This is a genomic window from Phycisphaerae bacterium (assembly GCA_018003015.1).
In the GTDB taxonomy this organism is placed as follows: Bacteria; Planctomycetota; Phycisphaerae; order UBA1845; family PWPN01; genus JAGNEZ01.
The window spans coordinates 1-25501 of sequence record JAGNEZ010000005.1 but is presented as its reverse complement, the minus strand read 5'-3'; the positions used below and the strand labels follow the sequence as shown (position 1 = coordinate 25501).

17 protein-coding genes are annotated in these 25501 nt (G+C 63.9%); 10 read left to right on the top strand and 7 right to left on the bottom strand.

The annotated features are described in order from the left end of the window. Positions 1-357: 357 nt before the first annotated feature. The 5 genes from KA354_03530 to KA354_03510 form a co-directional block, all read right to left on the bottom strand. Positions 358-1725, bottom strand: a complete 1368-nt coding sequence (locus KA354_03530; protein ID MBP7933699.1) for a sigma-54-dependent Fis family transcriptional regulator — start codon at positions 1723-1725, stop codon at positions 358-360. Positions 1726-1944: 219 nt separating this feature from the next. Continuing rightward, complete coding sequence (locus KA354_03525; GenBank protein ID MBP7933698.1) at positions 1945-2175, bottom strand: cold shock domain-containing protein; 231 nt, start codon at positions 2173-2175, stop codon at positions 1945-1947. A 42-nt stretch (positions 2176-2217) separates the two neighbouring features. Beyond that, on the bottom strand, positions 2218-4329 hold the full coding sequence (gene pnp, locus KA354_03520) for a polyribonucleotide nucleotidyltransferase (GenBank protein ID MBP7933697.1): 2112 nt from the start codon (positions 4327-4329) through the stop codon (positions 2218-2220). Positions 4330-4564: 235 nt separating this feature from the next. Next, positions 4565-4834: a 30S ribosomal protein S15 gene (rpsO, locus tag KA354_03515; protein ID MBP7933696.1), complete on the bottom strand. Its 270-nt coding sequence runs from the start codon at positions 4832-4834 to the stop codon at positions 4565-4567. Between the two features lie 395 nt (positions 4835-5229). Further along, positions 5230-8850: a hypothetical protein gene (locus KA354_03510; protein ID MBP7933695.1), complete on the bottom strand. Its 3621-nt coding sequence runs from the start codon at positions 8848-8850 to the stop codon at positions 5230-5232. A gap of 1203 nt (positions 8851-10053) precedes the next feature. Here KA354_03510 and KA354_03505 point away from each other — a divergent pair. Genes KA354_03505 through KA354_03495 form a run of 3 tightly spaced genes read left to right on the top strand, consistent with a single transcriptional unit; the run spans position 10054 to position 13619 of the window. Further along, positions 10054-11400 (top strand): AAA family ATPase, encoded by a 1347-nt coding sequence (locus tag KA354_03505; protein ID MBP7933694.1) that lies wholly within the window; start codon positions 10054-10056, stop codon positions 11398-11400. Then, entirely contained in the window at positions 11397-12692 is a 1296-nt protein-coding gene (locus tag KA354_03500) for a tetratricopeptide repeat protein (protein ID MBP7933693.1), read from the top strand. The genes KA354_03505 and KA354_03500 overlap by 4 nt, the downstream gene beginning before the upstream one ends. Before the next feature lie 30 nt (positions 12693-12722). Then, on the top strand, positions 12723-13619 hold the full coding sequence (locus tag KA354_03495; GenBank protein MBP7933692.1) for an SDR family oxidoreductase: 897 nt from the start codon (positions 12723-12725) through the stop codon (positions 13617-13619). 32 nt (positions 13620-13651) lie between these two features. On the opposite strand, the gene KA354_03490 is transcribed toward KA354_03495, so the two are convergent. Both KA354_03490 and KA354_03485 read right to left on the bottom strand, forming a co-directional pair. Then, entirely contained in the window at positions 13652-15106 is a 1455-nt protein-coding gene (locus tag KA354_03490; protein ID MBP7933691.1) for a ThuA domain-containing protein, read from the bottom strand. A 17-nt stretch (positions 15107-15123) separates the two neighbouring features. After that, the gene (locus KA354_03485; GenBank protein ID MBP7933690.1) at positions 15124-16443 is read right to left on the bottom strand and encodes a Gfo/Idh/MocA family oxidoreductase; all 1320 of its coding nucleotides are present in this window, start codon (positions 16441-16443) and stop codon (positions 15124-15126) included. A gap of 266 nt (positions 16444-16709) precedes the next feature. On the opposite strand from KA354_03485, the gene KA354_03480 reads away from it, so the two are divergent. The 7 genes from KA354_03480 to KA354_03450 all read left to right on the top strand — a co-directional run bounded on the left by KA354_03480 (position 16710) and on the right by KA354_03450 (position 25438). Beyond that, entirely contained in the window at positions 16710-18098 is a 1389-nt protein-coding gene (locus tag KA354_03480) for a DUF1080 domain-containing protein (GenBank protein MBP7933689.1), read from the top strand. Positions 18099-18182: 84 nt separating this feature from the next. Next, positions 18183-19523 carry a hypothetical protein gene (locus tag KA354_03475; protein MBP7933688.1) on the top strand — a complete coding sequence of 447 codons (1341 nt, stop codon included), beginning with the start codon at positions 18183-18185 and terminating at the stop codon, positions 19521-19523. Between the two features lie 142 nt (positions 19524-19665). Beyond that, positions 19666-20598 carry a hypothetical protein gene (locus tag KA354_03470; protein MBP7933687.1) on the top strand — a complete coding sequence of 311 codons (933 nt, stop codon included), beginning with the start codon at positions 19666-19668 and terminating at the stop codon, positions 20596-20598. Between the two features lie 3 nt (positions 20599-20601). Next, positions 20602-21405 carry an aldolase gene (locus tag KA354_03465; protein MBP7933686.1) on the top strand — a complete coding sequence of 268 codons (804 nt, stop codon included), beginning with the start codon at positions 20602-20604 and terminating at the stop codon, positions 21403-21405. A gap of 40 nt (positions 21406-21445) precedes the next feature. Further along, entirely contained in the window at positions 21446-22480 is a 1035-nt protein-coding gene (locus KA354_03460) for a sugar phosphate isomerase/epimerase (protein MBP7933685.1), read from the top strand. Positions 22481-22922: 442 nt separating this feature from the next. Then, positions 22923-24770 carry a hypothetical protein gene (locus KA354_03455; GenBank protein MBP7933684.1) on the top strand — a complete coding sequence of 616 codons (1848 nt, stop codon included), beginning with the start codon at positions 22923-22925 and terminating at the stop codon, positions 24768-24770. Beyond that, positions 24767-25438, top strand: a complete 672-nt coding sequence (locus KA354_03450) for a response regulator (GenBank protein ID MBP7933683.1) — start codon at positions 24767-24769, stop codon at positions 25436-25438. Before KA354_03455 ends, KA354_03450 begins: the two co-directional genes overlap by 4 nt. Positions 25439-25501: the final 63 nt, after the last annotated feature.

The following is a 25501-nucleotide window of genomic DNA, read 5'->3' as shown; positions in this document are numbered from 1 at the left end:
AAACGAAACTCCCCTTCGGCCCCGTCAGGAGAACGCCCTCCGCTTCTGAGCCGAAACGGGAAACCGAAACGCCTAACCACCAAGCCAACTGCCCGCGGACCTTCCCGCAAAACCATTGTTCCTGCTGGGTCGCCGGCGACAAGAAACCCTACGCGGACGAAATCATCAAGCTGGTCGGCGCTCCCGACAAGATGCGGCTCGTCTCCCTCATCGCCCTCGGATACCCCGTCGACATGCCTTCCCCCCAGAAACGGACGCTGGACCAGGTGATTCACTGGGAGTCCTTTGGCGGCCGCCGCTGACCTAACCTAATGGCACCGGACACCCCACCGCCCGGTCATCATCACTCCCCACGCCTCACAGACCATACTCGCGCAGCTTGCGGTACAGGGTCCGGGCCCCGATGCCCAAGATCTTCGCCGTCTTCTCCCGGTTCCCGCCCGTGAGCTTCAGCGTACTGGCAATGTGCAGCTTCTCCATCTGCTCCATGGTCAGCCCCGTCGTGCCCGGCAGCGCCGCCAGGACAATGTCCGTACTGCCACGAATGTGCTCCGGCAGATCGTCAACCGTGATTCCCGGCCCCTCCGCTAGCACCACCATCTGGTCAATGACACTCCGGAGCTCGCGAATGTTGCCCGGCCACTGGGACCCGGTCAGCTTGCGGACAACCTCAGGCGAGATCGAAATCGCCGGCTTGTCGTGAACCTTGGCCGCATCGTTCAGAAAATGCTCGATCAGCAACGGAATATCGTCACGCCGCTCCCGAAGCGGGGGAACCCGAATCACCGCCTGGTTCAGCCGGTAGAACAGATCGTCCCGGAAGGTGTGCTTCTCCACCATCTCGCGAATGTCACGCCGAGTGGCGGCCACCACCCGGACATCCACCCGGCGTATCTCGTTGCCACCCACCGGCAGAATCTCGCCGTTCTCCAGCGTCCTCAGCAGCTTCGCCTGCATGGGAATGGGCATGTCGCCCACTTCGTCCAGAAACAGCGTCCCTCCATCCACGACCTCAAACAGCCCCTTGTGATCACTGACCGCTCCCGTAAAAGCACCTTTCACGTGCCCGAAAAGCTGGCTCTCCAGCAGGTTCTCGTTGAGGCCCGCACAGTTGATCGCCCGGTAGGGCTTCCGGGTACGCGGAGAGTGACGGTGAATCGCCTGGGCGACAAGCTCCTTGCCAGTGCCGGACTCCCCCAGAATCAACACGGTCAGCTTGCTGTTGGCAACCCGCTGGATCATGCGGATGATCCGCATCATGTGGCTGTTGCCCGTGACAATGCCCTCAAACTCGAAGCGGCGCTCAGCCTGCTCCTTCAGGGCTCGATCAGCACGGTGCCGCTTGGCCAACTCCGCGGCCCGGTGAATCACGCCCTGAATGTCCTCGAACGACACCGGCTTGGCCACAACCTGGAATACCCGGTTCTGGCCTCCATGGATCTCGCCCCCGGAAACGTGAGCCTCCTCCTCCGGGGCCATGAGAATGATCTCCGCGTCCGGGGCCAGCCGCTCGGATTCCCGCAACACGCTGCCGTTGCCTTCCGCCTGAACAAGCTGCTTCTCGGCCAGGATGACGTCGGGCTGCCGGCTGTGCAGGCTTTCCAAGGCCTCAGCCGCCGATTGGACCACACGGCAGGCGTGCCCTTGCTCACGCAGCCCGTTGGCCAAGGCTTCCGCGTGCCCGCCATCGTCCTCCACAATCAGGATGAAAGCCGTGTCACCCATACGAACCTGCCAAACATAACCCACCTTCCGCGCAAACCTCGGACCCCGCGCAGAAGTGAAATCATCTTAAAACAAACGAGGTTAAAGGTTAAGTGCCCGGTGAACGCGTGTACGCCCGCCACATCGCCGCTGATCGCCGAAGAGACCCACAACGGTCCCGCAGGCTCGAAGGCCCGGAACACCCCGGACATCCCATCCGCCGATAACACCCGCCCCCGCTTACGACGCCACGGTCGAGGCGATGCCCTTCCGCGGTCGAACATGCTGGGCTTGGAGACCCTTGGCGGACTCGATCAACTCGTACTCGACCGGCTCACCATTCTTCAGGCTGCGGAAACCGTCGCCTTCAATGCTGGAGTAGTGCACGAAAATGTCGTGCCCTTCCTCGTGGCCCTTGATGAAACCAAAGCCCTTCTTGCTGTCGAACCATTTCACCGTACCGACGTCCATGGCAGACTCCTCCGCCGCGCCGGCACAGGTGGGCTTCGTGCGCTACTGTTTCTTCGCCTCGGCCGCTTCCTCAAGGAGCAGAACCTTGCGGCTTAACTTGATCCGTCCCTGATCGTCGACGGCGATGACCTTGACACGCACTTGGTCGCCGACACGGCAAACTTCATTCACCGACTTGACAAACCCGTCCGACAGTTCGCTGATATGGCACAGCCCGTCTTGTCCCGGTGCAACTTCAATAAACGCACCGAAATCCTTCACGCTGGTCACTCGCCCAGTGCAGATCGTCCCGACTTTGACACCCTCCGTGATCAGTTCGATCATCTCTCGTGCTTTGAGGGCGCCTTCCATCTCCAAACAAGAAATGGTCACACTGCCATCGTCCTCGATATCGATCGTGGCACCGGTCGTTCCCTCGATGCCCCGGATACCCTTGCCGCCCGGCCCGATGACCGCCCCGATTTTCTCAGGATTGATCTTCATCGTCAAGATCCGCGGTGCGTACCGGCTGATTTCTTTCCGGGGACGCGAAAGCACCGCCAGCATCTTCCGCAGTATCTGGATCCGGGCAGCCTTGGCCTGGGCCAGTACGGCTACGATCGTCTCCTGAGAAATTCCCCGCTCCTTCAAGTCCAACTGAATTCCCGTAATGCCCCGCTGCGTCCCCGCAACCTTGAAATCCATGTCCCCAAAGTGGTCCTCCTCCCCAATGATGTCCGTCACCAACATCCGCTTCTCATCGTTGTGAAAACTGCCGATCGAAATGCCCGCGACCGGCTGGGAAATCGGTACCCCCGCATCCATCAACGCCAGCGTGCCCCCGCAGACACTCGCCATCGAGCTGGAACCGTTCGATTCGGTGATCTCGCTGACCACCCGGATCGTGTACGGAAACTGCTCGACATTCGGAAGCACCGCCTCCAACGACCGCTCCGCCAAAGCACCATGCCCAATCTCCCGGCGACCGGGACCACTGATCCGCCGGGCCTCGCCCACGCAGAACGGCGGGAAGTTGTAGTGCAGCATGAACTTGCGCCGATACTCCTCCGCCAGCCCGTCAATGATCTGCTCGTCCCGCGCAGTACCCAGGGTCGTCACCACAATCGCCTGTGTCTCACCACGCGTGAACAGGGCCGAACCGTGAGTCCGCGGCAACAAACCCACCTCGCCACTGATCTCCCGCAGATCCGTCGGTCCACGCCCGTCCGTCCGCCGACCCGTCGTCAGCACCAGATTGGTGATCACTTCCTCCTCAATCTTCTGCAACGCATCGAACACCGCATTCCGCTCAAACGGCGGCTTCTCCACGTCCTTCGGCGACAACTCGTCCATCACCGAATCGTACAACTCCTTCATCGCCGCCTGCCGCTCCAGCTTCCCGACAATCTGACGCCGCTTGACACACTCATCGTACGTCTTCTCACGCACCAGCCGGGCCAACTCCCTGTTCGGCTCCGGCGGCACCCAGGCCCGCTCCTTGCCCGCCTTCCCCCGTAACTCCGCAATCGCCGCACAGATCGCCTTGATCGACTCGTAACCAAAAGCGATCGCCTCCGCCGCAACCTCCTCACTGATCTCCCGGGCACCCACCTCGATCATGTTCACCGCGTCCTTGTGACCGGCCAGAATCATGTCCAGGTCGGAAACCTCAAGCTGCGCATACGTCGGGTTGATGATCAGCTGCCCCTCCACCCGACCCACGCGAACCGCACCAATCGGACCTTCAAACGGAGCCGAACTCAGCGACAGAGCCGCCGAACCCGACACAATCGCCGAAATGTCCGAATCCAGCGTCGGATCGGCCGCCAACACAAAACACTGAATCTGGATCTCGTCCATGAAACCTTCAGGAAACAACGGGCGGATCGGCCGGTCAATCATCCGCATCGTCAGGATTTCCTTGCTCGTCGGCCGTCCCTCCCGCTTGAAGAAACCCCCGGGAAACTTGCCCGCAGCATACGCCTTCTCCCGGTAATCCACCGTCAGCGGGAAAAAGTCGATCCCCTCCCGGGGAGCGGCACGAACCGCCGTGCCCAGAACTACACTGTCTCCGTAGCTGACCATCACCGCGCCGTCAGCTTGCTTGGCGATCTTGCCCGTCTCCAGGACGAGCTTGCGGCCACCAACCTCTGTTTCAACTCTGATTGTTTCCATTCAATACCGCCTTAACCACTGTCCTACTTGAATAACCATAACCTCAACTGTAAGCTCGAAAACGAGTGAAGAGAGAAACGCCAGGTAGGTGAGCAACCTCGTCGGTCGCCGGATGCAGGGCGTCTTGTGTCGTTGCTCATCAGGCAGCCGGAACTTGAAGCACCCAGTGCCTGGGGATTGGCCCGGAGCGCTTCGATAGGAACCAGAGTGGCCGGAGGATGCGTGCCAGAGCAGGCTACTTGCGCAGGCCGAGACGGGCAATCAAGCTCAGATACCGCTGGCGGTCGGTGGCCGCCAGGTACTTCAGCAGACCATTCCGGTGACCAACCATCATCAGCAGTCCACGCCGCGAAGACTCATCCTTCTTGTGCGTCTTGAGATGCTCGGTCAATTGGTTGATCCGCTGCGTCAACAAGGCAATCTGGACTTCGGGCGATCCGGTGTCCTTCTCATGGGTCCGGTGCGTTCCGACCAATTCCCGCTTCTGTTCAGCCGTGATCGCCATAACTGCCTGCAGCACCTTCCGTTACGGTTCAGGTCCACCCGCCGGAGTCCGCTCCGGCCGATGCCAAACCTAACATTTCCCTTACACTCTTTCCATTCTTCGTTCGGTACTATAAGGCTTCGCGTTCCGCATTGCAAGCCCGCCCCACCCCCCGCCAGCGATTCCGCAGATGACTCCTGTGGACTTGGTGGAGCAAGGGTTCACCTTCGGATCGGGGTGCCATCCGATTCGGGAGGGGCTTCTCGGGCGACGGTCCGTAACCACTCACTGCCTCGGGTTCAGCGAAGTTCGGTTCGAAGGTGGGGGGGGGCTTCCGCAGGTGGTTGCAGCGTCAGAGAGGTGTGCGAGCAGGGAGGCGGCTACGCGCGCCGCCCCCCCTGCACACCTCGAATAGCCTATGGACGCTCGGGGATGCAGTCAGGATTCGTCGCTTGCGACCAAGCGACCGCCGGACCGGTGTAACAATTCATGAACGCCAGGAGGTCCATCACATCCACGTCACCATCACCCGAGGCGTCGGAGCCGTCCCGATCGAAGCAGTTGCAGTCGGTTGGAGCGGCAAGACTACCGCTGAAGCAAGCCTGGAACTGGCCGAAATCGACCTGGTCCACATCCCCGTCATGGTCCCGATCGGCGAACACCACACCGCACACATCCGGGATCGTCTTGACCGCGAGGCCGCCGCCGAGCACATCACCAACCAGACGGAAGACCTGACGGTAGCCCTTGTTGAACTCGTCCGTGCGGTCGCCCTGAGCGGCGAACAGCTGGAGGTAAGATGCTCCAGTACCTTCTCTCTGGATCAGCTCCATCGGGTACTCACCAGCCTGGGCAAACGTCACCACCACGGCGTTCGCCGTTGCTCCCCCCAGCGTGGTCTGAGAGCAGACCGGCTGGGAGCCATCGCACGGCCCGCCGACGGCCTGCTGAGTGCCGACGGTGAACAGGCAATCGTCATCGTGGGCGACGACAAAAGTGTACTGCCCCGCCTCCGGAACAATCAGGATGCCGGTCGATCGGCTCACGAAATTATCGTCGTCATTGTTGGCCACCACCGGATCATCCGTCGGCCAGGGGGCCTTCGGCCAGTCGCGCCAGGCGCCGCCGCTCCCGGTCCCACCCCCTCCTGTGCCGGGGTCGCCGAAGCTGATCGCGTAGTACTGGCCCTTGGCATCCCCCAGGACGGCCGGACCATTGAGCAGATTGATCGCCTCGGTCAGGTTGGCGGTCGTGCCAGGCCGGTACATGACTCTGAACTTGCCCTGGGCGCTCAGATCCACACCGTCGTACAGGAGGTAGTACGGGCGAGCCCCACCTCCCTGAGCCGGGTCGAGCGTCGTCCCGACGACGTTGTCGTTCCACAAACCACTGGCGTAGATCTCCATGGCATCCTCGCCGGGAACGCCCAGGTTGTAGTCGTTGGGCTCGCCCGTGTTCCACGGGCCGCCGACGCTGACGTCACCGGTGGGGACGGCGGTGCCGTCAAGCCACTTGAACGTGTCCTCGACCGTGCCCAGAAGGGCTCCCAGATTCGCGCCGTCCAGGGAGCTGATCCCGTCGGAGTCGGTTCCCGGCAGCCACATATCGGCGTGACTGCCAATGATCGTGCCGATGTACCGGTCCGCCGGGACGGTCCAGTCACCGGGAACACCCTGGAAGGTCGGCAGATTGCCCTTGATGTTGGCGTTGTAGTGCACCCGGGCCTGGTCCCAGGTCATGGAGCCAACCTGCTGGACGTACATCCCGTTGGGAGCCATCCGCTGCGGGAGTCGCAGGTCCGGCGGTTGGATGGTCAGGACGACTCTCATGAACTTGGATTTCGGTTCGGGGCAATCGTTGGTGAACCGCAGATGAGCCACGTAGTCGCCCATCAGCATGCCCGCCGTATTAAAGCTGAGTGTCAGCGTGTCCGTCGCGCCCTGGGCAATCGGCCCTCCGCCGAGCTTGCTGATGGCCAGCCAGGGTACGTCTGCACCATTCTGGTTCTCGTCCAATTCGGCGACCGTGTAGGAAACACCCACCGGATCGTCACTGGTGTTCTTGATGGACACAATGACATTGGTCGGGTTGGCCCCATCCTGCAGCCCGGTGGCGCTGACACTGCCCGGAACGCTGAGCTGGCACGGGATCCTCGGAACCACCACCAGACCGTACATGTTGATGCCGCCACCGTTCTGCTGTTGAAGGGGGATGATCTCGCCGCCGGCAAAACCCTTCCGATAGACGGTGTAGAACTGGGTGGGGTACTGATCAAGGCCGCCAGCATTCACCGCGCGATCGTTCCAGCTTCCCGGCGTCCCTCCCTCGTCGATACCCACATAGTCGGGCTGTCCGTTCGGGAACATCCCGGTGCTGTACTGGGCCCATCCGTCAGTCGCGACCCAGTCCATCAGGCCGTTCCCCAGAACCGGCGGGTCGGCGTTGGATTGGTTGCCCGAAGGCCCAAGTCGGTTGTCCAGCAGCAGATACGCCCAGACGCCGCGGGTCAGGTTCGGATTGATGGTGACGTTGAGCTTGAAGGCGGCGTTGTCGCGGTTGTTGTTGCGGGTCGAGACATACTCTCCGCCGACCAGGTAGGGCGGTATGCCCGGAGCGACATTGCCGCCGCCCGTGGCCAGCACGCCACTTCCCTCGACGTAGCGAGCGCTGACGTACTGGTGCGTGCGGTCGGTGAAGGCGAACACCCGTGCGCCCGGCGCGCTGGCATCGAAGGGCACGATGGCCCCGGAAATCGGCGGCACCGCGGTGGGATAACCGTAGTCATTCTCGCGCTGCGAGGTGGGCGCACCCGGCCAGCCTGCGCCATCGCCGCCGGACTCCGAAATCCCAATGATGACACTGTCCGCAGGAAGGATCCTAAGAGTCACTTCGCTCAGATATGTCCGGGTCGGGTCGCACGTGTCGGTTATCCGGACGTAAGCCTTGTAGACTCCGACCTTCAAGCCGGTAATGCTGTAAATGATCGACAGCGTGTCGCTGCCCAGGGGGGCCACTGGCCCGCCCAAGGTCTTGCTCAGCGACATCCACGGAACGTTAGCGACGTTCTGGTCGGCATCGAGTTCCTGGGCCTGATAGGAAACCGGGCCGTCACCGAACGCCCGGACGGTGACCACCGAGTCGACTGGATCGGCGCCCCCCGCGGCGGTCTGCGCCGAGACGTTCCCGGGGCCGACCAGCAAACCGCAGACGGGTACGACCCTGGGTCTCGGGACGACTACCATGCCGTGCACGTTGTTGCTGTTCACCAGGTCGCCTTCCTTCAACACGATCGTCGCCCCGGCGTTGAACTCCTGCTTGTAGACGGTGAAGTAATTGTCCGGGGCTCCAGTCAGGTTGGTGGTGAGCGTCAGACGGTTGTTGAAGTCCGCGCCCGTGTTGGGGGGATCAGGATTGAGGTTGCTTCCCTCGTCGATGCCGACGAAGTCGGGCTGCCGCGAGCCGTCCGGCATGTTGGGGGAGAGACCGGTATCCGCCTGAGTCCACCCGTCGGCAGCCACCCAGTCCATGGTGCCGTTCCCGAGCGTGGGCGGATTACCGTTGTTGGTGTCACCATTCCGATTGTCGATGAGCAGGTACGCGGTGACGTCCGCGCCGACCGTGACCGAAATCTGGAAACCGGCAACGTTCTTGTTGTCATTCCGGGTAGAAACGTACTCGCCGCCAACCAGGTAGGGCGGAATGACTCCCAGAGCATCCCCGCCCAGCACGCCGCTGGTCGCCTCAAACCGCGGGGCCACGTACTGGTGCGTCCGGTCGGTCATGCAGAACACACGATCGCCGAAGTATAGGATGGCCGGAGCCACCGGCGGAGTGGCGTTGGGATAGCCGCTGTCGTTCTCACGCTGCGACCCGTAGATGCCGCCATAGTTCATCAAGGGCGGATTGCCCGCAACATCCGTCACGGACGTGATCAGCGGCGCGCCCTGGGCGGCGAAGGTGGACGTCAGCAGTAGGCCGACGACAATCCGCATGACAAGGCCCACACCGGTCCGCTGTCCTGAATCCTCGGGATACATGAGGCTCTCCTTCCATTCTCGTGGATGGTACCAAAAAACCCTAATAGATTCTCAAACCTGCTCAATCCGATGACGGTTGCGGGCGTGAACAAGGCAGAGGGTCATCCGGCGCTAGGCCGTCCACAGGCGGGTCAACGTGCACCCTGCCCCCGGACATCTGCCTCGGTTGATCGCCGTTGCTCCTTCGCGCCCTCCCGACACAGGACCATTCAGATATGACGGCGGGGGCATCTGCCGCCCCACGCCCATCCCCGTTCCACTCTCTTGTACACCGCGCCCCGAACCAATGTCAAGATGCTGCCGTCCAGCTTCGGGCCAACCGAGCCCCGCGCCCTCATCAGGGCAGCAAAGGCCCCCGCCCCAGGTTGACACGATGAGCCTGCTTAAGAACGCCGGCCCGGCCCAGCTAAGAGAATTGCTGACGATCGTCGAACAAGAAAGGTATCAGGATGGAACGGCACTGCTGCTGTTTTTGAGGCGCCGGCGGAGTGTAGACCCTTTCGCTGGGCCCGGATAAACGGGACAGGTCCGTTTATTTCAAACGCCGTGAGGTTCCATCCGTTCCTCTTGCTGACCACTGATCGCTCACGGCTGCTTTTCCACGCCCGGGATGGGACAAGTGATATGAGTGTAGAGGACGATCCCCTCGGTTCGCCTCCCAGCTCTTTGAAATCTCGATAGCTTCTCCCGCCCCCTCTCCGGCCAACAGCCAGCTGTCAGCTCATCCCTGGTGCGTGCCTGCCGGACACGACAGCCAGCGTGACCAGAACCGGCGTGCGTATCACGGACACCAGCCGCGATCGGCGACATCAAGCGCTCGTCCGAACAACGGAAGACCCGCCAAGGGAGCTTCTTTGCTTGACCGCCCGGGGACTGAGCGGCAACCGCCGACTGCCGACCGCTGACCGCGCAATTGGCTTCGTTTGGCGCTGCGATGTGTGCACCATCGGACGTCGAGACCGGTCGGTAGCCCTGAAAACGCGGTTCCCGCGTCGGACCAATGGGTTCGTTTGACCTAGAAGACGTGCTCACCTGCCGCGACGAACGCCACCGGAATCGCGAATGCCTAAAAACACGCCACCCGTTCCGCCTGGACGACGCCCAAGAGGCACCGGCGCGGTCCCGTTCGGCCCACGCCCCCGAGCTTCCCCAGGCCGGCAACGCGTTGACCTGAGCAGGGGGGGCCGGTAGGCTCGAACACCTATGCTCCATGGAAACGATGCCATCCAGGCCCTTCGCGCCGCCCTCGAGGCGTCCCCGGACAACCTCGCCCTCCGGCGGCATCTCGGTGATTTGCTGCTCCGCGTCGGACGAGCAGAAGAAGCCATCGAGGTCTTCCGGGCAGGACTGGCCCAGGCGGCCGACGCCCGCGAGCTCAAGGTCGGGCTGGCCCAGGCGTTCTACCAGGCGGGCAAGCAGAGCCACGCCTTGGTCATCGTCGAGGAATTCCTGAAACGCCCGGATACCCCGGCGGCGATCTACGTCCTGCACGCCCGGCTCCTGCTCCAGGAGGGCAACGCGGAACGAGCAGTCCGTCAATACAAACGAGCCATCGAGGCCGATCCCGGTGCGGCCAATGAGGAACTCGCCGAACGGCTCGGCGTGGGCAGCGAACCGGAGGACGAAGTCGACAACGGACGCATCCGTATGGGGATCGGCGGCGATTCGACCCCCGGCCCCGATCTCCAGATGGAGCGGCCCAAGATCACCTTTGCCGACGTCGGCGGAATGGAATCGGTCAAGGAGGAAATCCGCCTCAAGATCATCCACCCGCTGACCCATCGCGAACTGTATGAGGCCTACGGCAAACCGATCGGCGGGGGTATTCTTATGTACGGCCCACCCGGGTGTGGCAAGACCCACTTGGCTCGGGCAACAGCTGGCGAAATCAAGGCCGGCTTCCTCGTCGTCGGGATCAACGACGTGCTCGACATGTGGCTGGGCAACAGCGAGCGCAACCTGCACCAGGTCTTCGAGCAGGCCCGCGGCAATCGGCCGTGCGTGCTCTTCTTCGACGAGGTGGACGCCCTCGGAGCCAGCCGCAGCGACTTGCGAGGCAGCGCCGGGCGGCAGGTCGTCAACCAGTTCCTCGCCGAACTCGACGGGGCCAAGGCCTCCAACGATGGCGTGCTCATCCTCGCCGCCACCAATGCCCCTTGGCATCTCGACTCAGCGTTCCGGCGACCGGGGCGGTTCGACCGCATCCTCTTCATTCCCCCACCCGACACAACCGCCCGGGCGGCGGTGCTGCGAATCCTCTGCCGGGGTAAGCCGCTCAGCGACCTGGACTATGATAAGCTGGCCAAGGCGACCGAGAACTTCTCCGGAGCCGACCTCAAGGCCGTGGTCGACATGGCCATCGAGGACAAGCTCCGCGAGGCGATGAAGGCCGGCACGCCCTCGCCACTGACCACCAAGGACCTGGCCACCGGGGCAAAGAAGGTGCAGCCGTCCACCCGCGAGTGGTTCTCGACGGCCCGGAATTATGCGGTCTACGCCAATCAGGGCGGTCTCTACGACGACGTCCTCAAGTACCTCAGGCTGACATGAACATCCACTTCGCACGAGCCAGCGCCTTGATCGGCCAATCGCGGTTTGACCTCGCCGAACCCGAACTCCGCCAGGGGCTCGCCGAAGATCCGGACGACGGCTGGGGGCACGCCATGCTCGCCATCTGCCTGGCGGGCACAGAGAGGTACAAGGAGGCCACGGAGTCCGCCCGGGCCGCCATCGGTTCCGCCCCGGACGCGTCCTTCTCGCACTACGCCATGGCCGTCGTGCTGCACGACCGCAATCGCCTCGACGAGGCCGGACGCGCCATCGAGGAAGCCATCCGGCTCGACCCGCAGGAGGCTCCGTACCACGCCCTCCGGGCAAACATCCTCTTCCAGCAGCGCCAATGGCCGGCCGCCCTCCAGGCCGCCGAACAGGGCATGGCCATCGATCCGGGCAACACCCAGTGCGCCAACATCCGGGCCATCGCCCTGACGCGGATGGGTCGCAAGCAGGAAGCCCACGCGGCACTCCATGCCGCCCTGGCCGACGAGCCGGAAGAGTCCGTCACCCACGCCAACCTCGGCTGGAATCTCCTCTATCAGCATCAACCGGCCAAGGCCCTCGAGCACTTCCGCGAGGCCCTCCGGCTCGACCCCGAGAACGAGTGGGCTCGGCAAGGCATCGTCGCGTCCCTGCGGGCCAAGAACATCGTCTACGGGCTCATGCTCCGCTACTTCCTGTGGATGAGCGCCCTCAGCCCCGGGGTGCGGTGGGGCCTCATCATCGGCGCCTACGTCGCCTTCCGCATGCTGAGCAGCTTCGCCAGGCATCATCCCGGTTGGGCTCCGTTCATTCTGCCCTTCCTCCTGCTCTACCTGGCCTTCGTCTTTCTGTCCTGGGTCGCCAACCCGCTGTTCAATCTGCTCCTGCGTCTGAATCGCTTCGGGCGAATGGTACTGAGCCCCGAGGAGGTCCGTGCTTCTAACTGGATAGGAGCGTGTGTGCTGGGAACCGCTTTGGCCCTCGGCGCCGCCGTGTGGCTCCGCAGCTCATGGATGGCCTACGCCGCACTCGTGTGCGGCTTGCTGATCATCCCCCTCGCCGGGACCTTCAGCTGCCCTCCGGGCTGGCCGCGCCGGACGATGGCGTCGCTCACCGCCGCCATGGCCTTCTGCGGTTTCGCCTCGCTCGGCCTCGATGGGGTCGTCGCCCACACCACGGCAACCGCCGAGGTGCAGGCACTCGTGAAGGCCGTGAGCAGCCTTCTGTTCGGGGTATTCGTCCTGGGGGCAATCCTGTCTCCGTGGGCCGCCAACCTCCTCATGGCGGCCAGGCTGCGAAAATAGGACCGCCCAAGGCCGGTGAGAAGGTCAGGTATGAAGCGACGTCTGATCGTGACAGGTGCATCGGGCTTCGTCGGGGGGAGTATCGTCTGCCAGGCGGGGGACGCGTGGGAGGTTCATGCGTTCTCCGGCCGTGAGGCACCGATCCGACGGGAAGGGCTGGTCTGGCACCGGCTGGATCTGCTCGATGCCGGGCAGGTCACGCGAGCGTTCCACGAGGCGCGGCCGGACGCGGTCATTCACTCGGCGGCCATCGCGGATATCGAATACTGCCAGAATCATCAGGACGAGGCCCGGCGAGTGAACGTCGATACGGCACGGCTCATGGCCGAGCTATGTCGGGATGACGGCGTGCGGCTCGTACACGTCTCGACGGATACGATCTTCGACGGCGAGAAGGGCGGCTATCGCGAGGACGATGCACCCGGGCCGGTGAACTACTACGGCCAGACGAAGCTGGAGGCCGAGACGGCGGTGGTCGAGACAGCCGCGAACTGGGCGATCGGCCGGCTGGCGATCGTGATGGGGCTGCCGTTCTTCGGGCGGGGCAATACGTTTCTGCCGAAGATGCTGGCCGCGTTGAACGAAGGCAAGCAGGTGGGCGTGCCGCAGGCGGAGATTCGCACGCCGGTAGATGTGGTGACGGCCGGTCGGGCGCTGCTGGAATTGGCGGGCAACGAGTTCCCGGGCCGCATCCACCTCGCGGGCAACGAGGTCGTGCCGCGGGTGGATATGGCCCGGCGGATCGCGGCACACGTCGGCTTCTCACCCGATCTGATCGTGCCCAACGATCCGAGTACGATCCCCGGCCGTGTCGCTCGGCCGAGGGATGTGTCCTTGGATAACACCCTCGCGCAAACGACACTCAAGACGCCGATGCGCGATCTCGAGGACGCGGTGGATCTGGTGATGAAAACGAAACGCCCATGAAGGCCGCGAAGCGAGTAACGACTGAGGCGAGCCTACCTCCTCAGTGCGACCCGTCCGGCCCGGGCGGCCAGGCGCGGGCCTCTGAGTTCGGTATCGGTGTCGAAGAGCCGGTAGATCTTCTCGGCCGCGTCCTTGTTGCCCGCGGCGGCAAGCTTGTCGGCGCAGCGGAGGAGGGCGTCGGCGACCGACGGCCGGATCTGCTTGGGGACCTTGGGCACAATCGCTCCCAGGGCCTCGGCCGCTTCCTGGCTGCCGATCTTGCCCAGTGCGGCGGCAGCTGCTTCGACGATGGCCGGACCGCTGCTGCTCAGGAGCGGGATCAGTTCTTTGAGCGCCTCGGGCTCAGCGCGCTTGCCCATCGAGTTGACCACACCGATGGCCGGCTTGCCGCTGAGCTTGCTCATCGATGAGCGGAGCGAATGCGACGCCGCTTCACCGGGGATCCGTTCGAGCGCGAAGCGGGCCATGTCGGCGGTATCCTCCTGCCCCAGGAGTGGCGGGAGGTTCTTGGCCTCGTCGGGACCGCCGATCATTGCCAGCTGCTTGCAGAGCAAGCTCTTGGCTTGCGGCGTCTTGCACGCTTCGAGAGCGGCGGCGAGCTTGGCCGCGAGCTGCTTGCGCGCGGCAATGGCAGCCTCGTGGTTGTGGGCGGTCGAGGCGTTGACCAGTTGCTCGACGATGTAGAGCGGCTGGCGGTCTTGGCCGAACTCGAATTCGAGGACCGCCTTGATGGCCGCGTCCGGATCGACACCGGTGACGACGGCCTCGGCGGACGAGCCCGGCCAATTCTCGGGGATGGGCAGGGTGACCTGGCCGGTGGCCGCCCATTCGGTGCCGCGGAGCAGCAGCGTTTGCCAAGCGAGGTTCTGCATGGCTGCCGCGTCGTGGCCGAGAACGAGGTTCAGCCCGCGCCCGGTGCCAAGTTGTGTCGGAACGAGGACCGGCTCGAACTTGCCGGTGCCGCCGAACTCCGGCTCAGACCACGCCTTGCACAGCGTGGGGATCGGCTGGCCGGAGAGGTTGACCATGTTGTGCCACAGCTCGTCGGTGATCCAGAAGTCGGGCATGCCCTTGGTGACCGGGTGGTCATGGTTCTCGATCGCGACCTTGAAAGGGTGGTAGGCACCGTGGGCGGTCTTGTCGAGACCCCAGGTCAGGCCGAGAAGCTGCTGGAACTCGGGCCAATCCTGGGAGGTCGCGCTGGCCGCGTGGATGGCGACGAAACCATGCCCGCTCTTGATGAAGTCCACGAAGGCCTTCTCGGCGGCCGCTCCCCACTGATGGCCGTTCATGGCCGGATAGGCCGACCAGTTGCTGACCACGATATCGCACTGGGCGAAGGTGGCGGCATCGCACCTGGCCGGATCGGTGATCACCTCCACGACGGCGAAGCGGGCGTGGCCCTCGAAGATCTGCTTGATGACCGGCGTGGTTGCCTGCCAGTCGTGGTTGTTGGCCCCGGTCAGGATGAGCACGTTGATCGGCATGGTCCCTCACCTCCAGATTACAGGTGCCACGGTGCCCGCATGGATCGCTGCAAGCGGGCATTGGCCGCCGGGTCGTCGATGAACTCCTCTTTAACCGGATCCCAGCGAAGCTTACGGCCCAGGTGCAGGGCAATGTGGCTCAGATGGCAGACGGTGTCGGAGCGGACGGCTACATCGATCGGGCAGACGGGCTGCCGGCCGTTCTTGATCGCGTCCAGCAGGTTCTGCTGGTGCTGGCTGCTGACCGGCAAATGGATGCCGTCGGCCTTGGTCCTCTCTCCGAGCAGGCTCTTGGGATTGGCGTCGATGACCTCGCGGTTGACGTAGATCCAGCCCTCGCTGCCCTCGAAGAGGATGCCGTGTCGGTTCTGTCGCCCGTCGCTGGTGAAGTGGACGCGAACGCCGTTGGGGTAGAGGTAGTCCACATCCCAGTTGAGCGGATTGTCGCAGAGGCCGTCGTGGCCGGGGAACAGACCCGAGCCTTCGATCTCAACGGGCCCGGTCAGTTCCATGCCGCTGCCCCACTGGGCGATGTCGATGTGATGAATGCCCCACCCGGCGATGTAGCCCAGCGAGTAGTCGCTGATGTGGAACCAGTACGGGCTGACGGTTCGCTTGGGTGTGTAGGGAGTCCAGGGGGCCGGTCCGAGCCACATGTCGTAGTCGAAGCCATCGGGCACGGGGGCCGCGGCGTAGCCGCGCTCGCCGGTTCGTTCGTTGGCGCCAGCCGGGGCGGAGACCTTGATGGTCTGGAGCTTGCCGATGCGGCCGTTGAGAACCAGTTCACAGGCCTGGCGGAACTGGGGGCTGGACCGCTGCTGGGTACCGAACTGGAAGACCCGCTCGTAGCGATGGCAATCCGCGCGCAGGACCTTCAGCTCCTCGATGCTCATGCCGAGGGGCTTCTCGACGTAGACGTGTTTGCCCGCCCGGACGGCCGCCAGGGCGTGGAGAACGTGCCACTGGTCGGTACTGGCTATCTGGACGACGTCGATGTCGTCGTGGGCGAGCAGCTCGCGGAAATCGTCGTAGGCCTTGCAGTCTTGTGTCTTGTAGTGGTTGTTGACCTGGTCGCGGGCTGCGTCGCGGGCCTCGCGTTTCACGTCGCAGACGGCCACTACCTGGGCGTCGGCGGAGGCGAGGAAGCCGTTCATGTCGTAGCGGCCCTGCCCGCCGGTTCCGATGCAGCCGACGACCAGCCGGTTGCTCGGTGCAGCCTGATCGGCCTCGCCCAGTGCCGACGACGGTATCCAGTAGGGCAGGGCGATGCTGGCGGCCGCCGCCTGGCCGGCGCCCTTGAGGAATCTGCGGCGGTTGATTGGGGTGTAGGGTGCCATGTCGGGTCGTGCCCTCCGTGGTGATGGTCGGGGCCCGTGGGGGGTGTCGGCCCCCTCAACGGGACGATACGAATTATGACCAGTCCGTCTCGAGCAGTCAAGAAAGAGACTATTACCTCTTTTGGTGGTTGTTGACGCTGCCCCCGATGTCGTGTTAAAAGCACAGGCAACGCGTTGGCGCGGCAAAGGTACGACCTTTGGGGCTTGATCTGGTGGCCTTTCTTAACCGGGCGTGTCCGCCCAGTCGGCAAGAGTCGAGGTGAACCATGAAGCGGAACGGCCTTTGGACACTGGTCTTGCTCGCGGTTTGCGGAATCGGGCTGTCGACGGAGGCAGAGCGTGCTCTGGCCGCGGAAGAGGGTTTCGTGCCGATCTTCGACGGCAAGACGTTGGACGGCTGGCATGTGAGCACGCGGACGGGTCATGGCACCGGTGGGCGGTGGGTTGTGCAGGGCGGAGCCATTCAGGGCAGTCAGGACAAGCCCGGCAACGGCGGCATCGTCATCACCGACGCTCAGTACCGTGACTTCGAGGTCGCCCTGGAAATGAACAACGACTATGGTCCAGACAGCGGGCTGTTCCTGCGGAGCACGGAGGATGGTCGGTGCTACCAGGCGATGATTGACTATCACAACCGCGGCAGCCTGATGGGCGTCTACGGCGAGGGGATCGGCGGCTTCGGGGCCCTGAACTTCCGAACGCTCGGTACGCCCCGGGACATCGAGATTGTCGACCACACGGCCTTTCCCTGCCCGTTTACGGCGGAGCAGTGGAAGGAGTTGTGGAAACCGGGCTGGAACGAGTTGCGGGCCCGCATCACCGGCAACCCGCCGACCATTTTCACCTGGATCAACGGCGTCAAGACCATGGCGTGGAAGGACAAGCAGAAGCGGCTGCCCGACCAGGGCAGCATCGCCCTGCAGGTCCACGGAGGCGGGAATTCTACCCGGCAGTTCGTTCGCTATCGCAACATTCGCGTAAAGAACCTCGGCGTGCCGGACAATGTCCTGACGCCAGAGGAGAAGAGGGCTGGTTGGCAGCTGCTCTTCGATGGGAAGACGCTCAACGGCTGGACCACCGATCGCAGGGAGCCCAGCAAGATGCCGGTCGAGAATGGATGCATCAATCCGCACAAGTGCGGCGGGTACATGGTGATTCACGAGAAGCCATGGACTGACTTTGCGTGGTCGATGGACTTCAAGATCGCCAAGGGCTGCAACAGTGGGATCTTCACGCGGGTCTTCTCGCTCGAGCCCAAGCCGGGCTGGGACGTCGGCTTCAACGGTCTTGAAGTGGCGATCGACGACACAACGGGCTCCGGCTACCACGACACCGGGGCGATCTACGATCTGGCCAAGCCGAAGAGGAACGCGATGCGGCCGGCCGGGGCGTGGAACCACATCGTCGTGACCTGCGATCGCCACATCATCGAGGTCGAGTTGAACGGCCAGCAGGTCACGCGCATGAACCTCGACGAGTTTACCGAGCCGGGCAAGCGGCCGGACGGTTCGACTCACAAGTTCACCGAGATCGCCTACGCCAAGTTCCCGCGGACCGGGTACATCGGCTTGCAGGACCACGGCAGCCCGTGCTGGTACAAGAACATCAAGCTGCTCCCGCTCCACGCGGAGAGGGGTTCCGGCAAGTCGGAATAGGATGGGCGCCCCGGCCGGCGGCGTGTGGATGCAGGGATGGTTAAGTGCGGGCCGCCGGTGCCCTGCGGACGGAGAGTCAACGGCATGCATACCGTGGAGATCGTGAAGAAGCTTGAAGAGGGTCTGGCCGAGGTGCCGTTGTTCGACGTCCACACCCACCTGGTGGGCGGGCAGCTCGGAGCGAGGGGGCTGCACGACATTCTGCTTTACCACATGGTGATCAGCGACTTGTACGCCGCCGGCTGCCCGGCTGGATCGCGGCTCGCCCAGTACCCCGGGCGACCGACGGATGAAGAAGCTCGCGCCCGCATCGAGCAGGCCGTGGCCTATCTGCCGCAGATCCGCAACACGAGTTGCTATTGGCTGATGCGGACCATCCTGGCGGACCTGTACCGATGGCGCGAGCCGGTCACCGCCGACAACTGGCGGCAGGTTGATGCCCTGATTCGCGAGCGGGCCCATGATCGGGCCTGGCACCACGGCATTCTGGATCGCGCCCACATCCAGCGATCGTGCACCGAACTGGCTCGGCGCGGAGAGGGCCAGGATGACAGCCGTCTCCAGTACGCCCTGGAGTGGGGCTTCTTCACCCGCTGCCAGTGGGGCGAGTTTGACACCGCCTTGTGGGAACTGGAACGATGCTGGGGCAGGACGCCGGAGACCCCGGCGCCAATCGGGGGCGGATCGCGACTCCTGCCCGAACGGACCGTTCGGACGCTGGATGATGCTCACGCGGCCCTGGATCACTACATGGCCGCGATTCCGTACGACCGCGTTCTCTCCACCGCCACCCATCTCTCGACCGATATCGACTACCGGCCGGTCAGTGATGCCGAGATGGTGCAAGCCCTCGCCGTTCGCGGTCAGGCCGGTGCGGCCGAACGCGACGTCTACGCGTCCTACATCAACGAGGCCTTCCTGAATCGCCTGGAGCGGTGCGGTAAACGCATCGTATTCCAGTTCAGCTTCGGGGCCGAGCCGCTCCCCTTCGAGACCGGCAGCCGGTTATCGCAGCGGACGATCGCCCAGGTGGGCGAGATGATCAGCCGTCATCCGAAGCTGCATTTTCAGTGCTTCTTGTCAAACCGGCATGCGAATCAATCGATGTGCACGCTGGCCCGCGGGTTGCCCAACCTGAGTCTGTGCGGCTATTGGTGGCACAACTTCTTCCCGGACACGATCCGGCAGGTCATGGCCGAGCGTCTCGAGATGCTGCCGGTCAACAGGCAGATCGGTTTCTTCTCCGATGCCTACTGCGTGGAGTGGGCGTACGGTAAGGCTTGGCTGGTGCGCAAGCTTTTGGCTCGGACCCTGGCCCGGATGGTGGAGCGGGGTCAGTACACTTCGGTCGAGGCCGTTGACGTAGCCCGGGCGATCCTGTACCAGACACCTCAGACGCTGTTGGGCATGGTGGAGCGAGCTTGATCGGCCGGTGACGGCGCGGCTCGGCCGGAGTCGTCGTCGGGCGTGCGGGGGCAGTGATCGGTCGAAACCGTCGAGGGGGCGTTGCTCGGCATTCTCCCGCCCGCGCGGGCGGGTCTGGAGGGGTGAGGGAGAACGGATCCACATGGCAATCGATGTGCTCGGCCTGGGATGTGCCGCGGTCGATGATCTTCTCTACCTTCCGTACTATCCGCCGGCCGATGCCAAGATGGCGGTCAGCCGGCGCGATCGGCAGTGTGGTGGTCTGACCGCGACGGCCATGGTTGCCGCGGCGCGAATGGGCTCGAGCTGCGCGTATGCCGCGGCTCTGGGGGACGATGATCTCTCACGTTTTGTGATCGAACGACTGCAGCGGGCGGGTGTCGACACCCGTTACGTGGTTCATCGCGCCGCCGCCCGGCCGTATCATTCGATAATCCTGGTGGATGAAAGCACGGGTACGCGGAACATCTTCTTCGACAACACCGGTGTTGTTGGTGCGGACGCTTCCGGTCCGGCGGAGGACGTGATTCGTTCGGCTCGGGTGTTGTTCACCGATCATGTCGGCATCGCCGGCTCGATTCGCGGGGCGAAGCTCGCCCGGGTGTACGGGATTCCGGTCGTGGCCGATCTCGAGCGGGACGACTCACCGCGTTTCGCGGAGTTGCTGGCCCTGGTCAACCATCCGATCGTGTCCCACGATTTTGCGGCCCGGATCACGGGCGAGCGGGATCCGGCGGCAGCGGTCTGCAAGTTGTGGCAGTCGGGCTGTGACACGGCGATCGTCACCTGCGGAGCGGCGGGGTGCTGGTACCTGGCCAAGGGTGAGAGCGAACCGCAACACCAGCCCGCGTTCAAGGTCGAAGTGGTTGACACCACCGGTTGTGGCGACGTGTTCCACGGTGGGTATGCTTCCGCGCTTGCTCGAGGGATGGAACGTGCCGAGCGGGTGCGATTTGCCTCCGCGGTGGCGGCGTTGAAGGCGATGCAGCCGGGCGGGCAGGTGGGGATTCCTACGCGAGCCGTGGTCGAGGAGTTCCTGAAGCGATATGATGCGGGTCCTGGCGACAGAGGTTAGATTATGGGTATCGGCAAGAGGATCAGGCTGAACCGTTTGTTTTCACACCCTTCGGGGCGGCTGTGCTCGATGGCGGTGGATCATTTCATCGGCTACGGCGAAGGGATCCCGGAGGGTCTGCGGCGGGTCCGGCGGACGCTGGCCGCGATCGTGGAGGGTGCTCCCGATGCGGTCACCATGCACCGTGGTATTGCGACCTCGGCCTGGGAGCCATATGCCGGCCGGGTGCCGTGGATTCTGCAGAGCACGATTGGTCGGGTGGACGATTCGGCTTGCGAGCGGTTCGCCGAGCCGGAGGATGCGGTCCTGCTCGGGGCGGACGCCATTGCGGTGGCGGTCTTCGTTCGCGGTTCGACCGAGGGCCAGCACCTGCGGATGGTGGTTGATTGTGTTCGGGCGGCCGCCCGCTTCGACCTTCCAGTGATCACGCACATCTATCCGCGCGTGTTCCGCGATGGTCCGCGGGTCTCGTTTGCCCCCGAGGATATCGCCTGGGCGGTGCGCTGCGCGTTGGAGTGCGGCACGGATGTGATCAAGGTTCCGTACTGCAACGATGTCAAGGCGTACGCGGAGATAGTGGCCGAATGCACCGTGCCGGTCGTGGCCGCCGGTGGGCCGAAGACGGACACGCTGGCCGCGGCCCTGACGATGTTCGCCGACGTGGTTGCGGCGGGTGCCCGCGGGGTGACCGTAGGTCGGAACGTGTGGGGCCACGAACGCGTGGTGGACGTGGTTCGGGCGGTCAAGATGGTCGTACACGATGGCAGGAGCGCCGCCGAGGCGATGGCCGCGGTGGGATTGAGATAGGGCGCCACAGTTCATCGAGGACAGAAGGAGGTTCATGACGATGGCCAGGACACTCACCTTGTGTACCGGGCAGTGGGCGGATCTGAAGTTTGACGACCTGTGCAAGAAGGCCAAGGCCTTCGGGTACGAGGGTCTGGAGCTTGCCTGCTGGGGCGAGATCTTCAACGTGCCGCAAGCCCTCGCGGACAAGGAGTACTGCAAGAAGAAGTGGAAGCACATGGAGAAGTATGGGCTGGTGAGTCTGTCGATCAGTAATCACCTGGCCGGGCAGGGGGTGTGCGACCTGATCGACGAGCGGCACAAGGCCGTTCTGCCGGCCCACGTGTGGGGTGACGGCAAGCCGGAAGCGGTGCGCCAGCGGGCTGCGACCGAGATGATGAACACCGCTCGGGCGGCCCGCAAGTTCTTCGATGCTGCGCCGGCCGCGGTGAAGAAGCTGCTCAAGCGTGTGGTGGTAAACGGGTTCACCGGCAGCAGCATCTGGCATCTGTTGTACTCTTTCCCGCCGGTTCAGCCCGGGCAGATCGAGGCCGGTTTCAAGGACTTCGCCAAGCGGTGGCGGCCGATCATGGACGTGTTCGAGGACGAGGACGTGTACTTCGCCCTGGAGGTGCACCCGACCGAGATCGCTTTTGACATTGCGTCGGCCGAGCGAGCCCTGGAGGCGATCGGGGCGCACAAGCGCTTCGGCTTCAACTACGACCCGAGCCACTTCGGCTATCAGGGTGTGGACTACGTCGAGTTCATCCGCCGCTTCCGCGACCGCATCTTCCACGTGCACATGAAGGACGTCTACTGGTCGAAGACGCCGACGCGGGCGGGCGTGTTCGGGGGGCATTTGGGCTTCGGCCATCCCGACCGGTTCTGGGATTTCCGCTCGCTGGGCCGCGGCTCGATTGACTTCGAGGCGATCATTCGGGCGCTGAACGAGATTGGCTACGACGGGCCGCTCTCGGTCGAGTGGGAGGACAGCGGCATGGATCGCGAGCACGGCGCAGCCGAGGCAGCCGCTTTTGTCCGGCGGATGGACTTCTCTCCGTCGGCCATTGCGTTCGATTCGAACTTCGACAAGTAGCCGGCAGCGGCCGGTTGCTCTGAATCAGGTTCGGGCGCATCCCGATAACCTGCCGGGTCGATCCCAAGCGTGGCTTGGGGATCGGCCCTCTTGTCTGGACGCTGGCGACCGATAACGGCGGTCGGCCTATCGATCCTCGTTGTTCCGATATTGTCCTGTTGCCGGGCTGCTCAGTCGGCGGGGAAGACGCTCTGTCCAGGGTGTAATCGTGGGCTCAGAGAGACACCGAGGAATCCGCCAACGGCGCTAAACGCCACTGGAGCTATTGTCGAAAAGCAGATTGCGGAGCGGCATGATCGTTGCGGAGCCGGTCGCTCACCGGCGTCATCCGCATCTCGCGGCCTCCGTCAGCGGAGGGGTTTGGTGAGACCGTGGTCCGGAATTCCCCGTCGCGTGGCTCATCCATGCGTGCAGGGGATAAGTAGAAGGAAGACAAGGCACAGTGAGTCCGCGCTGGAGATCATTGGTTCTCTTGTGCATTACGCTGGTGGTGGGGGTGCTCTCTACCTACGCCGTATCTGCCCGGCTGGCGATGGTCGGTCTCCGGAATGTGGAGGAGGCGGAGGCTCGCCGCAACGTCGAACGGGCGGCCGTCGCTGTCCGGAGTGTGCTCGACCGTCTGGCCGCCAGGGCAAAGGCGTGGGCACGTTTGGACGAGACCGGTCGATTCATTGAGGATCGCAACCGGGCATACGTTGACTCCAACCTGTTGAGTCACGGCCTGTTCACGGACATCGAGTTGAACGCGGTGGTCTATCGCCATGCCTCCGGAGGCATCGTCTATGCGGAGGGTTGGCCGCCTGATGCCAGACGGGGGACGGCCATGCCGGAGAGTCTGTTGTCCCTCCTGACCCCGGACTCGCCCTTGCTGCGAAGTGAGGATGGCCATGGCGCGAGCGGGCTCCTGCTGCTGCCCGAGGGTGCAATGCTTGCGGCCGGGCATCCCATCGTGTCTGGTGACGCCGGAAAGCCGTCGCGCGGCACCTTGCTGCTGGGACGATTTCTGGACGGCCGGCTGGTTCGGGAGCTGGCGGCCGCGACGATGCTGGAGCTTCACGTTTGTCGGCCGGCGGAAGGGGGGTTTCAGGCTGGGACCGCGGGGTGGCCGGTTTCTGGCGGGGATGACTTTCAGGTCAGGCGGATCGATGGGGGAACGTGGGTTGGCTCGGTCTGCCTTCGGGATGTCCATGGCCGTCCGGCGATCACGCTCGAGGTTGAAACGCCGAGGGACGCGTACCGGCGTGGGGAAGCAGCGCTGACCCACGGGGCGGCCTGGGCCGTTGTGGTCGGTGGGGGATGGGGCGCGGGCGTATTCTGGCTGCTGGGTCGCCTGGCATCCTCCAGACAGGTCGGCGGGCGGGGGCGGCACGAGGACCAAGCGGAGACCTCTCGAGAGAGCCTGGCGCGTCTGGTTGAGGAGCGGAGTCAGTCTCTGCTCGATGCCGAGCGTCAGCTGCTCCAGCAGGAGAAGCTGGCGTCGGTCGGCCAGCTGGCCGCCGGGATCGCTCACGAGATCAATACACCGATCCAGTACATTGGTGATAATCTCCAGGCGTTGTCCTCGGCCTTTGAGGATCTGGTCGCGGTTGAGAGTCGGTATCGCGAACTGGTTCAGATGGTCAAGGCCGGGACGGTGACGCCGGAGGCCGTTCGGGCGGTCGAGGAGGCCGAGCGCGAGCATGATGTCGATTACATCATCGAGGATACGCCGAAGGCCATTTCTCAGAGCCTGGATGGCGTACGTCGCGTCAGCCACATTGTCAGGGCGATGAAGGACTTCTCGCATATCGATCGCGGAGAAGTATCCGCCGTGGACATCAACCATGCCCTGGAAAGCACTTTGACCATCGCCCGCAACGAGTACAAGTACGTGGCCGACGTCGAAACCGACTTCGGCGAGTTGCCGCCGGTTGAATGTTGCGCCAGCGAGCTCAACCAGGTGTTTTTGAACATCCTGGTGAACGCCGCCCATGCCATCGGGGACACCAGGCAGCGAGGCAAGATCACGGTTCGGACGCGGCCCTTGGACGAGTCGGTGGAGATCTCGATTGCGGACACGGGAACGGGTATTCCGGAGGAGATCCGGCACAAGATCTATGAGCCGTTCTTCACCACGAAGGAAGTCGGCAAGGGGACGGGGCAGGGCCTGAGCATCGCCCACCAGATCGTCGTCCAGAAACACGGTGGCTCCCTCACCTTCGAGTCGCAGGTTGGCATCGGTACCATTTTCATCATCCGCGTGCCTAACCGAATCACGGCTGCCGCCAGGATCCAGGGGGATCAGAAATGAACAAGACGAGAGTGTTGTTCGTTGACGATGACCCCCACGCGATCGCCGGGCTGCAGAGGCTCCTGCGCAAGCAGCGTGATGCCTGGGACATGTCCTTCGCGGCCAGCGGGGAGGAGGCATTGGCCAAGCTGGCTGCCGCCCCCCACGACGTCATTGTGACGGCCATGAGGATGGCGGGCATGGACGGCGCGGCCCTTCTGGAGCGGGTTGTTCAGGGCTACCCGCGGATGGCTCGGATCGTCCTTTCCGGTCATCCAGGCGAGGAGGGCACGCGGAAGGCCGTCAATCTCGCCCATCGGTTTCTCTCGAAGCCGATCGAGGCCGACAGGCTGATCGATGCTGTCGCCCGGGCGTGTGCCGCCCAGGGCTTCGCCGGTAACGAACGGTTGCGGGACATTGTGGGCGGCTGCCAGACGCTGCCCAGTCTGCCGACGCTTTACCTCGAGATCACCCAGGCCGCCAACGCCGAGTGCTCAGACGCCCAGACCGTGGGGCGGATCATCGGCCGGGACATGGCCATGTCCGCGAAACTCCTCAAGCTGGTTAACTCCTCCTTCTTTGGCATCGGGCGACGGGTATCGAGTGTCGCCGAAGCGATTGCCCTTCTAGCCTTGATTCCCACGGACCTTCTGCCAACTAACATTTTGGTGTTTTTCAACCGAACGTAAAGGCCAGTCGTTTGTTGGCGAGCCAGGGGATGGGGAGGTTGGTGCTGGCGAATCCGGCGGCGG